This window comes from Bacteroides xylanisolvens XB1A, assembly GCF_000210075.1.
In the GTDB taxonomy this organism is placed as follows: Bacteria; Bacteroidota; Bacteroidia; order Bacteroidales; family Bacteroidaceae; genus Bacteroides; species Bacteroides xylanisolvens.
Map to the genome: position 1 here is coordinate 3,108,169 of NC_021017.1, position 16,653 is coordinate 3,124,821.

At 43.0% G+C, this 16,653-nt stretch carries 10 protein-coding genes and 2 pseudogenes; 11 read left to right on the forward strand and 1 reads right to left on the reverse strand.

The window, feature by feature from the left end; all coding sequences use genetic code 11:
• Window positions 1–77: 77 nt before the first annotated feature.
• Together BXY_RS12295 and BXY_RS12300 are read left to right on the forward strand one after the other, a co-directional pair.
• Complete coding sequence (locus BXY_RS12295; RefSeq protein ID WP_015532062.1) at window positions 78–701, forward strand: HU family DNA-binding protein; 624 nt, start codon at window positions 78–80, stop codon at window positions 699–701.
• A gap of 171 nt (window positions 702–872) precedes the next feature.
• Window positions 873–1,757 (forward strand): NAD(P)-dependent oxidoreductase, encoded by an 885-nt coding sequence (locus BXY_RS12300; protein WP_015532063.1) that lies wholly within the window; start codon window positions 873–875, stop codon window positions 1,755–1,757.
• On the opposite strand, the gene BXY_RS12305 is transcribed toward BXY_RS12300, so the two are convergent.
• Window positions 1,740–2,528: an aspartate dehydrogenase domain-containing protein gene (locus BXY_RS12305; protein WP_015532064.1), complete on the reverse strand. Its 789-nt coding sequence runs from the start codon at window positions 2,526–2,528 to the stop codon at window positions 1,740–1,742. The genes BXY_RS12300 and BXY_RS12305 overlap by 18 nt on opposite strands.
• Before the next feature lie 182 nt (window positions 2,529–2,710).
• Between BXY_RS12305 and BXY_RS12310 the strand changes: the two genes are divergently transcribed.
• From BXY_RS12310 to BXY_RS23575, 9 genes and pseudogenes are all read left to right on the forward strand, one after another.
• Entirely contained in the window at window positions 2,711–4,354 is a 1,644-nt protein-coding gene (locus BXY_RS12310; protein WP_015532065.1) for a DUF6377 domain-containing protein, read from the forward strand.
• Between the two features lie 210 nt (window positions 4,355–4,564).
• Window positions 4,565–7,570, forward strand: a complete 3,006-nt coding sequence (locus BXY_RS12315) for a SusC/RagA family TonB-linked outer membrane protein (protein ID WP_004313826.1) — start codon at window positions 4,565–4,567, stop codon at window positions 7,568–7,570.
• A complete protein-coding gene (locus BXY_RS12320) occupies window positions 7,570–9,105 on the forward strand; it encodes a RagB/SusD family nutrient uptake outer membrane protein (protein ID WP_004313827.1) in 1,536 nt (511 codons plus the stop codon). Before BXY_RS12315 ends, BXY_RS12320 begins: the two co-directional genes overlap by 1 nt.
• Before the next feature lie 30 nt (window positions 9,106–9,135).
• A pseudogene (locus BXY_RS12325) lies at window positions 9,136–10,628 on the forward strand (glycoside hydrolase family 30 protein).
• A gap of 22 nt (window positions 10,629–10,650) precedes the next feature.
• On the forward strand, window positions 10,651–12,648 hold the full coding sequence (locus BXY_RS12330) for a DUF5125 domain-containing protein (protein WP_015532068.1): 1,998 nt from the start codon (window positions 10,651–10,653) through the stop codon (window positions 12,646–12,648).
• 191 nt (window positions 12,649–12,839) lie between these two features.
• On the forward strand, window positions 12,840–15,086 hold the full coding sequence (locus tag BXY_RS12335) for a glycoside hydrolase family 3 C-terminal domain-containing protein (protein WP_015532069.1): 2,247 nt from the start codon (window positions 12,840–12,842) through the stop codon (window positions 15,084–15,086).
• 219 nt (window positions 15,087–15,305) lie between these two features.
• The gene (locus tag BXY_RS12340) at window positions 15,306–15,710 is read left to right on the forward strand and encodes a hypothetical protein (RefSeq protein ID WP_004307670.1); all 405 of its coding nucleotides are present in this window, start codon (window positions 15,306–15,308) and stop codon (window positions 15,708–15,710) included.
• Entirely contained in the window at window positions 15,698–16,048 is a 351-nt protein-coding gene (gene tnpB / locus BXY_RS12345) for an IS66 family insertion sequence element accessory protein TnpB (RefSeq protein ID WP_004296723.1), read from the forward strand. Before BXY_RS12340 ends, tnpB begins: the two co-directional genes overlap by 13 nt.
• Before the next feature lie 86 nt (window positions 16,049–16,134).
• Window positions 16,135–16,653 (forward strand): annotated as a pseudogene (locus BXY_RS23575) (IS66 family transposase); the annotation flags it as partial.

A 16,653-nucleotide genomic window follows, 5' to 3' on the forward strand; every position in this document is an offset into this window, starting at 1 on the left:
TGCATAAACTATGATAATCTCTGCACTGAAAATCTTTATTCTCTGCACTGAAAAGTCTTAAATATAATAATAAGATTATGGCCTTTTACAATTTAAAGAAGAAGCCTGCCTTGACTACTAAGGAAGGAGAAACGGAAACAATGTATGCCGACATTGTCTACAGTGGAACGATTCCGGCAGAACGATTGATCCGTGGCGTTGCTAAGAGAACCGGATTTAAGGAAGGAGTGATAGAAGGTATCCTTATAGAACTGAAAGAGGATGTATTGCAATATCTGGGTGAAGGATACCGCGTCGAATTGGGAGAGTTCGGTTTCTTTTCAGCCAAAGTGAAAGCTTCCCGATTGGTAGCAAATAAGAATGATATTCGTTCTGAATCCGTAGCTTTCAACGGGGTGAATTTCCGTGCTTCCAAGAGTATGCGTGTAGGTATTCGCGGAGATTTGGAGCGCAGAAAGTGTGTCGATTTCAATACTTCATGTAAGTGGGACAGGGAGAACCTGAAGAAACTCGTCCTGCAATATATCGGGGAGCATGGCTTCATCACAAGAACCACTTATACAGAACTTACCGGGCGTTTGAAGAATACTGCATTGGACGATCTTAAATCTTTTGCGGCCGAAGGCATTATCAAGCGGGAGGGACGGGGTAATCAGATGCATTTTATAGCATCGCCACGAAAGGAACCGGATGGCGAGTAGTGAACTCTGATTGGATATGTTTAACTTGCGTTCGTATGTCTAAAACATACTGTTATCGTCCATCATTAAATGATATTATGGCTAGAAATTTGTATCTTAGCGCCCATGTTGGGTTGCTAATCCGGTAACCGTGTATGTTTGTTTTTATAATACTTCTAAAATAAAAAAACGATGTTTCAGAAACTTGTAGCTATAGAACCGGTCAGCCTGGTTCCGTCGGCCGAAAAAACGTTGTATTCATTTGCCGGTCAGGTGGTGATGTATCCTGATATACCCGCGAGTGATGATGAAATCATTGCCCGTATCGGAGATGCCGATGCGGTGCTTTTGAGTTATACCTCCCGCATCAACCGGTATGTACTTGAATGTTGTCCGAATGTGAAATACATTGGAATGTGTTGCTCGCTCTATTCTCCCGAAAGTGCGAATGTCGATATTCGCTATGCCAATGAACGGGGGATTACGGTAACGGGTATCCGGGATTATGGTGATGAGGGAGTGGTAGAATATGTAGTCAGTGAGTTGGTGCGCTGTTTGCATGGCTTCGGGCAGGAATCGTGGGAGGAGTTGCCTCGTGAGATTACCGGATTGAAAGTCGGAATAGTCGGACTAGGTAAGTCGGGCGGCATGATAGCGGATGCTTTGAAGTTCTTTGGTGCTGATATTTCATATTATGCCCGCAGTGAGAAAGAAGCGGCTACTGCCAAAGGATATTGCTTTTTGCCGTTGGAGAAACTCCTTGCAGAGAGTGAAGTCATTTGCTGTTGCCTTAATAAAAATACGGTTCTGTTGAATGAAGAGGAATTCAGGCAGATGGGTAATCGGAAAATCTTATTCAATACCGGTTTGTCGCCGGCATGGGATGAGGCAGCTTTCGCTGAATGGCTGGAAGGTGACAACCTTTGTTTTTGTGACACGATAGGCGCGTTGGGGAGTGAGCAACTGCTCAATCATCCGCATGTACGTTGTATGCAGGTGTCTACTGGCCGCACGCGTCAGGCGTTTGACCGCCTGAGCGCAAAAGTATTGGCCAATCTGTCAGAATACAATGGGTGATGTGATATTAATCAGGGTGCTCACTACTGACCACCCTGCAATATCCGATGTAGCACTATAAATGTCTACTACGGCATGCACCTGGTCATTTTTGATTTCTACCCTTTGCGTATCTCCCACAAATCCGGGGGTAGATTGTATGGATACCTGCATGTTCTCCGGACCGACAGAAGCTCGTGAGGCGGCAACTGTAACATTCACTTTGGTTGGAAAGAGGCGAATAGCTTCCGCAGCACTTCCGGAGAAAACAGTACGTTGCTCCGTTTGCAAAGAATCATCATAAACGGGAGTTCCTTTGAGTGCGTTAGGACCTTTTTCATTGAAGAAGCGGGCCGTCGTATTTCCCATCAGAGAGGCAGTTCTTAAAACATCGAATCCACCGGTAGCTCCGGATGCGATATAGATTCGTGTGCCATTTGCCTTGGCGGTTTCTGCCACTTCCCGATAGAATGTCTCGTCTGCCAAAGCACCGATAGACAAGGTAATGACAGAGGTTCCGTTTCTCAATGCTGGCAAAGCCAATTCCCGCATAGCGGCAGGAGAGGCCGATTCCACCAGATAATCTGGTTTTAATGCTAATAACTCTTCCAATGTGGCGCAAGCAATGCAAGGCTTGCCGTGTTGCTGCATTTTATGAACGATGTGCGCTGCTTTTGAAGCAGTACGCGAATAGACACCTACCAAGTCATAATCTGGTAATAAGCCTTTGACAACTGCATCCGCAACGATTTCTGCAAGTCGTCCACATCCTACAATGACTAACTTTTTCATGCAACAAAGATAATACTTTTATTGGTAAGAGCTTGGGTTGGTAATATGGTATTTATTTTCATCAGGTATGTATCCGGGGTTTGTTCCTTTAATTTATGAGCCATTTGTAATCAGATTACGAAGATTTTCTCTACATTTGTCTTTATTAGTCTTGTAATCTTCTATTAAAGTTTAATACTCCGATGAAAAAAAAGTACCTGATATTTCTTTTACTTCTCTCTTTTCCACTATATACCCGGGCCGATAAGACCTTGGACTCACTGTTGAATGTGCTTGATTTGACGATTCAGGAACATGAAATTTATGTGGTTCAACGAGAATCACGTATCAAGCACCTTAAAGAACTGACACACGGAATAGAACCTAATTCCGCGGAACAGTACAATCTGAACAGTCAGATATACAAAGAATATAAAGCCTTTATCTGCGACTCTGCAATCCACTATTTGAATGAAAATATCCGGATTGCAGAGCGCTTGCGTGATACGGACCGGAAGATAGAAAGTCAGTTGCAGCTTTCGCTATTATTATCATCAACTGGAATGTATAAAGAGTCTCTTGATGTGCTGGAATCGGTAGATCGTCGGAAAATCATTCCTCGTTTAATAGCCGATTATTACACCTGCTTTGACCATGTGTATGGCGAGTTGGGCGTTTATACACAGGATAAAACCTTTTCGGGACGTTATTGGAGTATTTCACAGGCATATAGAGATTCATTATATGCTATATTGCCTCCGGAATCGGAAGAATACCTGCTGATGCGTGAAGCATCATTTCGCGATCAACGCCAGTATGAGGATGCCCTGAAAGTGAATGATCTCCGGTTGACGAAAATAGAACCATATACTCCCCAATATGCGATGGCTACTTATCATCGTTCTTTGATTTACAAGTACAGTAATGATAGTCTGGGAGAGAAACGGAATCTTTGTCTTTCTGCTATATCGGATATTCGTTCTGCCATTAAGGACCATGCTTCGTTGTGGATGCTTGCCCAGCTACTTTACGAAGATGGTGATATGGAACGTGCGTACCAATATATGCGCTTTTCGTGGAATGCGACCAAGTTCTACAATGCCCGTCTGCGTAGTTGGCAGAGTGCTGACGTGCTTTCATTGATTGATAAAACCTATCAGGCAATGATTGAAAAGCAGAACGACCGTCTTCAACAGAACCTGCTGCTTATCACTGCACTATTGGTGTTGTTGATTGTAGCTTTGGGATATATCTACCGTCAGATGAAAAAGCTGGCAGATGCAAGAAATCATCTTCAGGTAGCTAATAAGCAGTTAAACGGATTGAATGAGGAGTTGAGGCAAATGAATAGTTGCTTGTCTTCTACCAATATCGAACTCTCGGAGTCCAATCAGATCAAGGAAGAGTATATTGCCCGTTTCATCAAGTTGTGTTCTACTTATATCAACCGTTTAGACGCTTACCGGCGGATGGTGAATAAGAAAGTGTCTGCCGGACAAATTGCGGAGTTATTAAAGATAACGCGTTCCCAAGATGCTCTTGACGAAGAACTGGAAGAATTGTATGCTAACTTTGATACAGCCTTTTTGCATCTCTTCCCTAACTTTGTGGGAGAATTCAATGACTTATTACAGGAAAATGAACAGATTTTACCGAAGAAAGGCGAGTTATTGAATACTGAACTGCGCATCTTTGCTTTGATACGTCTGGGTATTGAAGACAGTTCACAAATTGCGGAGTTTCTTCGTTATTCGGTGAATACAATTTATAATTATCGGGCGAAAGTAAGGAATAAAGCCCGTGGATCGAGAGAGGATTTTGACGATTTAGTGCGAAAAATTCGCTAATTCGGACTGTAAATCAACCACTTTTTTAGGTATACGTTCTGAATGTAAATAGATGAAAATAAGTGGATTATCGTTTTGTGTAATCCACTTATTGCCCCCTCCTTGTTAGCTCACTTTAATTTCTTTATACTTTTGACCTGTGCTTCGAAAGTAATGAGAATAGCCCATTGCTGACGAGCGTCTTATTATTAACTTTAAAACTTAGTACGCATGAAAAAAAACAGGCGAAAAATCCTTTCGGGGAGTCGCAAGATTTTCTTTGCTATCTTGGCAATGTTTTTATCTTTGAGTGCATCCGCACAGCAAATTACTGCATCCGGTCAGGTCCTGGATGCTCAAAAAGAACCGCTAATCGGTGTTAGTGTACAAGAGAAAGGTACGTCTAACGGAGCAATTACCGATTTAGATGGCAACTTCACATTAAACGTTAAGCAAAACGCCATTTTGATATTCTCTTATGTGGGTTATAAGTCGCAGGAGGTAAAGGCAGCCCAACAGATGAAGATCACACTTCAGGAAGATAATGAAGTGCTTGATGAAGTGGTGGTCATCGGTTATGGTTCGGTGAAACGGAAAGATGTGACTACCGCTATCTCTTCCGTATCTACCAGGGATTTGGATATGCGGCCTATTGTTTCGGCAGGGCAGGCCATTCAAGGTAAGGCAGCCGGTGTCTCGGTGATTCAGCCTAACGGAACGCCGGGCGGTGAAATGTCTATCCGTGTTCGTGGTACTACTTCAATGAATGGTAGTAATGACCCGTTGTATGTAGTAGATGGAGTGCCTGTAGACAATATCAAGTTCCTTTCTCCGAATGATATTGAGAGTATGCAGATATTGAAAGATGCTTCATCAGCATCTATCTACGGTTCGCGTGCTGCTAACGGAGTCATTCTAATTACTACGAAGGCCGGTGCAGCCGGTAATGCCAAAGTTTCTTTGACAGCCCAGTTCGGTTTGAACAAAGTGGCCGATAAAGTAGAATCCCTGAATGCAGCACAATATAAAGAATTGCAGGATGAAATCGGACTAGTGTCTTTGCCGGACGGATTACCCGACCGCACCGACTGGTTTGATGAAACGTATACGACCGGAAAGACTCAAAATTATCAGGTAGCTGTATCCAATGGTAATGAGAAAATGAAATATTACCTTTCTGCGGGTTACCTCAAAGAACAGGGAGTGTTGGACATCTCTTATTACAAGCGTTACAATTTCCGGGTAAATCTGGAAAATCAGGTTCGTAAATGGCTGACAGTAAGTGCTAATATCTCTTATTCAGATTATACAAGCAATGGAGGCGGAGCAATGGGAACAGGCTCGAATCGGGGTGGTGTTATTCTGGCTGTTATCAATACACCGACTTATGCGCCGGTGTGGGATGCTTTGAACCCTAATCAGTATTACAATAACTTCTATGGAGTGGGTAATATCACCAATCCATTAGAAAATATGGCCCGCGCGAAAAATAACAAAGACAAAGAAAACCGCTTGTTGGCATCGGGTAATATATTGCTGACTCCATTTCCGGAACTGAAGTTTAAGTCTACTCTTACTCTTGACCGTCGCAACGCCGTTAATACCACTTTTCTTGATCCGATTTCTACTGCTTGGGGCCGCAATCAGTACGGTGAGGCTTCGGACAATCGGAATATGAACACGGTGCTGACATTTGATAATGTATTGACTTATAATAAAAACTTCAAGAAACATGGCTTGGAAGTAATGGCCGGTTCGTCATGGACGGATTCAGACTATTCAAATAGCTGGATCAACGGTTCACACTATCGTAGCGATCAGATTCAAACATTGAATGCTGCCAATAAAATATCTTGGGATAATACAGGTACGGGTGCATCTCAATGGGGAATTATGTCATTCTTCGGACGTGTAGCTTATAACTTCGACAGTAAATACCTGGTAACGGCTAATCTTCGTGCCGATGGTTCTTCTAAATTGCATCCCGATCATCGTTGGGGCGTATTTCCTTCATTCTCTGCAGCCTGGCGTATTTCTTCAGAGAAGTTCATGGAGAACCTTACATGGATTGACGATTTAAAATTGCGCGGTGGCTGGGGACAAACCGGTAACCAGTCGGGTATTGGTGACTATGCATATTTGCAGCGTTACAATATCGGTCGTATCGAATGGTTTAAGAAAGGCGGCGAAGGTGATTCTACTGATTATGCAAATGCTGTTCCTACCATTAGCCAGGCCAACTTGCGTACATCTGATTTAACATGGGAAACCACGACACAGACCAATATAGGTCTGGATCTGACCATATTGAATGGACGGTTGACGTTTAATGCCGACTATTATTATAAGAAGACCAAAAACATGTTGATGAATGTATCATTACCTGCCGGTGCCGCAGCCGCTACGTCTATTGCCCGTAACGAGGGTGAAATGGTAAATAAGGGTTTTGAGCTTTCTATTAGTTCGAAAAATCTTCGTGGAGGAGCATTTACATGGGATACAGACTTCAATATCTCTTTTAACCGGAATAAATTGACAAAACTGGAATTACAGAAAGTTTATTACGATGCTAAAACTGCGGATGTGGTGAATGACTATGTGGTACGTAATGAGCCGGGCCGTGCTTTGGGAGGTTTCTACGGTTATATAAGTGATGGGGTAGATCCTGAAACCGGTGAATTGATGTATCGTGATTTGAACAATGACGGTAAAATATCATCTTCCGACCGTACCTATATCGGTGATCCGAATCCGGATTTCACCTATGGTATGACTAATACCTTTTCATGGAAAGGCTTTAATTTGAGTATCTTTATCCAAGGTTCTTATGGAAACGATATTTATAATGCTTCACGTATTGAAACGGAAGGCATGTATGATGGTAAGAATCAGTCGGCCCGTGTACTGAATCGTTGGAAAATACCCGGACAGATAACAGACGTGCCTAAGGCTAATTTCAAATTGCTCAATTCTACCTATTTTGTAGAAGATGGCAGTTATCTAAGATTGAAGGATGTTTCCTTGTCCTACAACGTTAAAGGTAAACTATTGAAGAAATGGGGAATTACCCGTTTGCAACCTTACTTCACGGCTACTAACCTGCTGACATGGACCAGCTATTCGGGAATGGACCCGGAAGTAAACCAATGGGGTAACAGCGGTACGGTACAAGGTATCGATTGGGGTACTTACCCTCATTGCAGATCATACGTGTTTGGTATTAATGTTGAATTCTAATGAAAGGAAAGATTATGAAACTAAGAACTATATTTTACGGATTAACCTCCGGCTTGCTATTGGGACTTTCTTCCTGCTCGCTGAATTATGAGCCATTAGACACCTATTCGGATGTGACGGAAGGAGTGACAAGTGATGGTACAAAAATCGTATTCAAGGATAAAGCTGCAGTTGAAAGTCATCTGACAACGCTTTATAATCAAATGCGCGACCGTCAGGAACATTGGTATGTGGATTTACTTTTGATTTCAGATTCCCATTCGGATAATGCTTATGCCGGTACTACCGGAGCGGAAGTTGTCCCGTTTGAGAATAACTCGATTGAAGGTTCCAATTCTGTGTTGGAACGTGACTGGAACCGTTATTTGGAGGATGTGGCCCGTGCCAATAAACTCATTTGTAACATTGACCTGGTGACAGATAATTCGTTGACTACTGCCGAACGGGCGCAATACAAAGCAGAAGCGAAGATATTCCGTGCCATGGTAATGTTTGACATGGTACGTCTTTGGGGTGATTTCCCTGTGATTACAACGGTGGCTGATGATATTACTTCTGAAAACATTGATGAGGTATATCCACAATATTTCCCCAAACAAAATACGGAACTTGAAGCTTATCAGCAGATTGAAAAGGATTTATTGGATGCAGTATTGTATGCTCCGGACAATACGCCGGGGAATAAGACGTTGTTTTCCAAATCTGTAGCTCGTACCTTATTGGCTAAAATATATGCCGAGAAACCTTTGCGTGATTATACGAAAGTTATCCAATATTGTGATGAGGTGAAAGCAGACGGTTTTGATCTGGTAGATGATTTCAGTGATTTGTTTGGAATGAATGCTGCGGGAACAGATGCAAAGATGCGTAATACAAAAGAATCGATTCTTGAAGCACAATTTACATCCGGAGCAGGTAACTGGTGTACATGGATGTTCGGGCGTGATCTCGTGAACTGGAATAACAATTTCACGTGGGCGAAATGGGTGACTCCGTCCCGTGACCTGATTAGTGCTTTCAAACAGGAAGGGGATGAAGTCCGTTTCAAAGAATCAATAGTCTATTACGATTGTAATTGGAGCAACTATTATCCGTCTGATAATTATCCGTTCATGTATAAATGCCGCTCTGCCAACAGCAGTATTATCAAGTACCGTTATGCCGATGTCCTGTTGCTGAAAGCAGAAGCACTGATTATGCAGGATACGCCGGATTTGGAAGGAGCCGCCGATATAATAGATGAAGTGCGCGACCGTGCCAAATTGGGAGCACTTCCCACCTCTGTCCGTTCAAACAAAAACGTCCTGCTGAATGCCTTACTTAAAGAACGTCGGTTAGAACTGGCTTTTGAGGGACAACGATGGTTTGATCTGGTCCGTCTGGACAAGGTAGAAGAGGTGATGAATGCAGTGTATTCCAAGGATTCAGGTCGCAAAGCGCAGATTTACACTTTTGATAAGAACTCTTATCGTTTGCCAATTCCGCAGTCGGTAATCGACGCGAATGATAAGATTCACCAGAATCCGGGTTATTAATTCAACTAAAAACATAGAAAACTTAAGATTATGATAGACATGAGAAATATAGCATTGACCTTTTTAGGATGCTTCACCATATTAGCTGCATGCAGCAACAGTGACGATGCGGAGAAACCGGTTACACCTGTTCCGACCGGAGATGTGACTATTTATGCGACCACTAGCAGCCTGACTCGCGATTTGACCCGTGATGCCGTTAATTTCAGCTCGAAAGATAATTTGGCACCTACTTCAATCACATTGAATCCGACTGAACAATATCAGACAATGGATGGCTTCGGAGCTGCTATCACAGGCGCCACTTGTTTTAATCTTCTGCAAATGAAACCGGAAGATCGTCACGCCTTCCTTACGGAAACATTCTCTGACGACAAAGGCTTCGGATTTAGCTATATCCGTATCTCTATCGGCTGCTCGGACTTTTCATTGAGCGAATATACCTGCTGTGATACGAAAGGTATTGAGCATTTTGCTTTGCAAAGTGAAGAGAAAGACTATATCCTTCCGATTCTGAAAGAGATTTTGAGCATCAATCCTTCTATTAAAGTCATTGCCGCCCCTTGGACTTGTCCAAAATGGATGAAAGTAAAGAGTCTCACAGATCTTACTCCGCTGGATTCATGGACAAACGGTCAGCTGAATCCAGCCTATTATCAGGACTATGCCACTTATTTTGTGAAATGGGTACAAGCCTTCAACGCCGAAGGCATTGATATTTATGCTGTAACTCCCCAGAACGAACCGTTGAACCGTGGTAATTCCGCTTCACTTTATATGAGTTGGGAAGAACAGAGGGACTTTGTGAAAACAGCACTCGGACCTAAATTCAAAACAGCCGGACTGGCTACGAAAATTTATGCATACGATCATAACTATGATTATAGTGATATTGCAACGGAAAAGAACTACCCCGGTAAGATGTATGAGGACGCAGCTGCTTCCCAATACCTGGCCGGAGCTGCTTATCACAACTATGGCGGGAATCGCGAAGAGCTTTTAAATATACATACAAAGCCTATCCTGAAAAGGAACTTCTTTTCACGGAGACTTCTATCGGAACATGGAATAGCGGACGTGATTTGTCGAAACGATTGCTGGAAGATATGAAAGAAGTAGCATTGGGTACGATCAACAACTGGTGTAGGGGAGTTATAGTGTGGAACCTGATGCTTGATAATGACCGTGCTCCTAACCGTGAAGGCGGTTGCCAGACTTGCTACGGAGCGGTGGATATCAGTAATAGCGACTATAAGACAATTATCCGCAACTCACATTATTATATCATCGCCCATCTCTCAAGTGTGGTGAAACCGGGAGCGGTACGTATCGGTGCATCCGGCTATGCTGATAGCAATATCATGTATTCTGCTTTCGAGAATCCGGATGGAACATACGCTTTTGTACTGATGAATAATAATGAAAAGACTAAAAAGATAACCTTAAGTGATGGTAAGCGTCATTTTGCTTATGATGTTCCGGGCAAATCTGTGACTTCCTATCGTTGGGCAAAGTCGGAATAAGAACTTTAAAACGATCAAGACAATGAAAAAAAACAGTTATATTATATTGGCTTTGGCAGGAATGTTATCCATGAATTCCTGTAATGATGACGAATTCTTGCCCGGTAATCCGAGTATGGAAATCAAAGCAGAGAATGCAGATGCTCTTTTTGGTGACAGTCTTCCGTTTACGATTAAAGCCTCGGATGTGGATGTGCCTCTTTCTACGTTGAAAGCACAGCTTTTTTATGGAGAAGAACAAGTGTCTGAAACGGTCATCCGTACAAAGACAAGCGGAAATGACTATACTGGTAAAATCTTTGTTCCTTATTATGCTAATATTCCTAATGGAAAGGCAACTTTGAAATATATTCTTCAGAACATTCATTTTACTACCACAGAAATGACGAAAGAACTCGCTCTGGCACGACCGGACTTCCCCTATCTGACATTAGTGGATGAGGAAGGAAAAGAGTACCGGATGGAACGGCAAGCCATGTACAAGTATAGTGTGACAGGAGACTTCTCGCAAAAGATGAAAGCGTATATCAAGACTCCGAAAGTGGGAGAGAATGGGAACGAATTGACCTTCGGCTGGGAGAATGGAACGATTGAAGCCGGTTCTACTAATGCTATCTCATTTTCTAATACGGAACCGGGAAATTATGCTATCAAGTTTAATACGTTGACTTACGAGGCAGAACCATTTGCCAAGTTAAAGGTGAACGGTGAAGATATGGAATTGGTAGAGAATGATATCTATGCAATCAAGTTGACTTTGAAGAAGAATGACATTCTAGCGTTTGAAGGGGTGCCTGATTATGATAATTGGTGGATAGACCAGGATTATTTTGAAAAGCAGGAAGATGGAACATTGAAATTCCTGCCGATTGACGGAAGTTACCAAATAACAGCCAATGGTAAAATGAAGTATTTCTCTGTCATTGCTTTGAAGAATGGTGAGGCTGCCAAGTTGCAGGATGATGGAACAGGTGCTATCTGGGCTATTGGAACAGGAATCGGTAAACCGTCGGTGGCACTTTCTGAAGTAGGGTGGACTCCGGAAAACGGTCTGTGTATGCCACAGCTTACTGCGAAGAAGTATCAACTGACATTTATAGCTGGCGTTACCATGAAAGTGGATGATATTAACTTTAAGTTCTTCCATATCAATAAATGGGACAACGGCGAGTTTAAGGGTGATGCTATTTCTACAACGAGTGAATTGGTTAAAATCTCATCGGACGGAAACTTGGGACTGGAAGAAGGTCAGAAGTTCGAAAGAGGAGGTATTTACAGGTTTACAGTTGATGTGACGAAAGGCAATACCAAGGCTGTGTTGACAGTGGAGAAAGTAGGGAAGGTAGATTTACCTGCACCGGATATTTTCTTTGGTAATGATAAGATGGAGGTGACAGATACTGATATATATAAGTCGGATCAGGCGTTTACACAAGGACAAATGATAACTGTTACAGGCATTGATAATTTGAATGAATGGTGGATCGATCCTGACTTCTTTGAGAAACAAAGTGATGGTGCATTGAAGTTCCTGCCGATTAACGGAGATTATCGGGTGACAGCTAATGCTGTTTTGAAGTATTTTTCTGTAATGGCTTTGAAAGATGGTAAACCGGCCAAATTGCAAGATGACGGAACGGGTGCAATCTGGGCTATCGGGAAAGGAATCGGTAAGCCTTCTGTTGCGTCTTCCGAAGTAGGTTGGGAGCCAGGTAAAGCGCTCTGTCTGGCGCAAGTTGCTCCTAAAAAGTATCAGCTAACCTTGAAAGCTGGGGAAACGTTGAAGACTAGTGGTGACTGGGAGGCGATTAGCTTTAAGTTCTTCTATCAGAATGATTGGGGAGATGAATTCAAAAATTATGCAAGCAATACTTTAGTGGAACAGCTTAAACTTACAGATTCCGGAAACTTGGAAATGCAGGATAATAAAGCATTTGAAGAAGGAGCTGTCTATCGATTTACCATTGATGTAACGAATGGCAATGCAAATGCTGATCTGAAGGTTGAGAAAATAAATTGATCTGAAGATTGATGCCGGATTTTTATTGAACCTATCCTGAAAGGGTATGATGAATTGTACCCTTTCAGGATTCATCTTTGGTCGGAATAATGTAAAAAACATTAATAAACCCGTCCGCAACTAGGAAATATCCCCTGTTTGGGAGTCTATATAAATAAAGTATTAACTCATTTCTTATATCATCAATAAACATGAAACTCAAAGCAATGTTACTTGGCTTGTCTGTGATGACTGCGTTGTCTGCCTTTGCGCAGAAGCCCGTGTATCTGGATACTGGTAAGCCTATCGAAGAGCGAGTGAAAGATGCATTGAACCGGATGACCCTTGAAGAAAAGGTGAAGATGATTCATGCACAGTCTAAATTTAGTTCGGCAGGCGTTCCCCGCCTCGGAATCCCCGAAGTATGGGCTACCGACGGTCCTCACGGTATCCGTCCGGAAGTGTTGTGGGATGAATGGGATCAGGCAGGATGGACAAACGACTCCTGTATTGCCTATCCGGCACTGACGTGTCTTTCTGCTACATGGAACCCCGAAATGTCGCATCTTTATGGGAAAAGTATCGGTGAAGAGGCGCGTTATCGCAAGAAAGACATCTTGTTGGGTCCCGGTGTGAATATCTACCGTACTCCCTTGAACGGACGTAACTTCGAGTATATGGGAGAAGACCCGTATCTATCCGCCACTATGGTGGTTCCTTACATCAAAGGTGTACAAGAGAACGGGGTAGCTGCCTGTGTGAAGCATTATGCATTGAACAATCAGGAGTTCAACCGTCATACCACTAATGTGCAATTGAGTGATCGTGCTCTTTATGAAATATACCTGCCTGCTTTTAAAGCGGCTGTTCAGGAAGGTGGAACATGGTCGATTATGGGCTCTTATAATCTTTATCAGGGACAGCACGCTTGTCACAACAAACGTCTGCTTAAAGATATTCTTCGTGATGAATGGGGTTTTGATGGCGTTGTAGTGTCCGACTGGGGAGGTGTGCACAACACCGAACAGGCTATTCACAATGGTATGGACTTGGAATTTGGTTCCTGGACGAACGGACTGTCTGCCGGAACGAGAAATGCGTATGATAATTATTACCTTGCTTTCCCTTACCTGAAACTGATAAAAGAGGGTAAAGTAGGAACAAAGGAACTGGACGAAAAGGTTAGCAATGTCCTTCGTCTGATATTCCGTACTTCAATGGATCCGCACAAACCGTTCGGCTCTTTAGGTTCTCCCGAGCACGGACAAGCCGGACGTCAGATTGGAGAAGAAGGCATTGTATTGTTGCAGAACAACGGTAACGTATTGCCTATCGATTTGAATAAAACGAAGAAAATCGCAGTGATCGGTGAAAATGCGATAAAGATGATGACTGTGGGCGGTGGTAGTTCTTCTTTGAAAGTGAAATATGAGATTTCTCCGTTGGATGGACTGAAAAGCCGTGTGGGCTCAAAAGCGGAAGTGGTATATGCCCGTGGGTATGTAGGCGATCCGACAGGAGAGTATAACGGTGTGAAAACCGGTCAGGATTTGAAGGACAACCGTTCGGAAGATGAACTGCTCGCTGAGGCTTTGCAAGTGGCTAAAGATGCCGACTATGTTATCTTCTTCGGTGGCTTGAACAAGAGTAATCATCAGGACTGTGAAGATTCGGACCGTGCCTCTTTGGGTTTGCCATACGCGCAGGATAGAGTGATAAGCGAACTGGCAAAGGTGAATAAAAACCTGATTGTTGTCAATATCTCCGGCAATGCAGTGGCTATGCCTTGGGTGAATGAAGTGCCTGCTATTGTTCAAGGTTGGTTCCTGGGTTCGGAAGCCGGAACAGCTCTTGCTTCCGTATTGGTGGGAGACGCCAATCCTTCAGGAAAACTTCCTTTCACTTTCCCTGCAAAACTGGAAGATGTAGGTGCTCATAAACTGGGCGAATATCCGGGTAATAAAGAAGAACTGGCACAGTCTAAACATAGAGGGGACACCATTAATGAAATCTATCGGGAAGATATTTTCGTAGGTTATCGCTGGGCGGATAAAGAGAAAATCAAACCGTTGTTCCCGTTCGGACACGGATTGAGCTACACTACTTTCGCCTATGGAAAACCCTCGGCCGACAAGAAAACAATGACAGCAGATGATACCATTTCTTTCACAGTCAATGTGAAGAATACAGGCACTCGTGAAGGTCAGGAGGTTGTTCAGCTTTATATCAGTGATAAGAAATCCTCGCTCCCTCGTCCGGTAAAAGAGTTGAAAGGTTTCCAAAAAGTGAAACTGGCTCCGGGCGAAGAGAAAGCAGTAACGCTGACGATTGATAAGAAAGCATTGAGCTTCTTTGATGATGCCAAACACGAATGGGTGGCCGAACCGGGCAAGTTTGAGGCGATCATCGGTAGTTCATCCAGAGATATTAAAGGTATTGTACCATTTGAGTTGAAATAGGTAGATGTTTGGTTAGAGATCTTTTTTTAGGAGATGAAGGCGGTTCCGGGTACAGGAGCCGCCTTCTTTGTTTATAGTCAGGATAGAACTTACTACCATTCACCCTTAATTTGTATTATCTTCCCATATAGGAAAAAGTAGCTGTAAGCGTCTCCGCGATTCTATCTTGTCGCCCTTTTTTCATTCTTATATTTTTGCGATGTATAAAAATGAAGCATTATGGATTTAGCAGAAAATCGATTTGGAAAAACTTGGAAACATTTCCTTGAAGTATTGAAAGTAGACTACAATTGTTCTTTAGCCGATGTTTGCCGCGATCAGCATACCACTTTTGGTGGTATGAGTTCCTGGATGTCCAGACGGGGCTATAGCGTTAAACAAGCCAAGGCAGATGTGGTCCGTGATTATTATGGCGGCGTTGAACCCTCCCAACCGACAACTTCCTCTCCTTCATTCACTCAAATAGCACCCGCCATGTTGTCGGAAGAAGAGTTTAGTCTTGCCGGGATCACAATCACCTTTAACAGTGGAACCACCATTTCAGTCAAACGGGCCACACCCGGTGGTGTTATTAAAATGTTGCGCGATTACGAAAGAAAGGAGGGAGATCCATGTATTCTCTAACATCAGCCAATCGATACTATCTGTACCAGGGCTTTGTTCGTATGAACCTTGGCATTGACGGTTTATTCAAAATTATACGATCGGAAATGAAGGACTTGTCTCCCGTTTCCGGAGATATCTTTTTATTCTTTGGTAAAAACCGACAAAGTGTAAAAATACTGCGTTGGGATGGCGATGGCTTTCTTCTGTACTACAAGCGCCTCGAAGGTGGAAGTTTTGAGTTACCGACATTTAACCCCAATACAGGCAATTACGAGATTTCTTATCAGGTTTTGTCTTTTATCTTAAATGGAGTGTCATTAAAGTCTGTACGGTTGAGAAAACGTTTTAGGATCTAATTCAACATTCTGATTATTAGACATTTGCACTAAAGATATCATCCGGTTTATTTGGCTAATTCGTTGATTTTTTATATCTTTATGCCATGAAAAAGGATGAGATCATAGAGTTATTGAAGGAACAAATCAAGGGATTACGAGATGACAACAACAGACTCTTGGACCAAATAGATGCTTTGATAAAGGAGGTTTCTTCCCTTAAAGAGGCACTCCTTCAAAAAGGCGAATCTCTTAGCAAGCAACAGCGCCTTACTAAGGGACTCGCCAAACTTGTATCCAACACATCCGAACAGCAACAGGCTCCCCAATCTGCCATATCCGAAGAAGAGCGGCAGAAGATAGAAGCGGAAAAAGCAGATAAGCGTAAAGCAAGAAAGAACAATGGGGCCAAACGTGACATGCATTATGAGATGGAGGAAGAAGAACATGTCGTTTATCCCGATGATCCCGATTTTGACATCAATAAGGCCCGGTTGTTTACCACTGTTCCCAGAATATGCGTCCGCTATGAATGTGTACCCATGCGCTTCATCAAGCATGTCTACAAGATACACACCTATACACAAGAAGGTCGCCTGTTTGAGGGAAAAACACCGGCCTCGGCC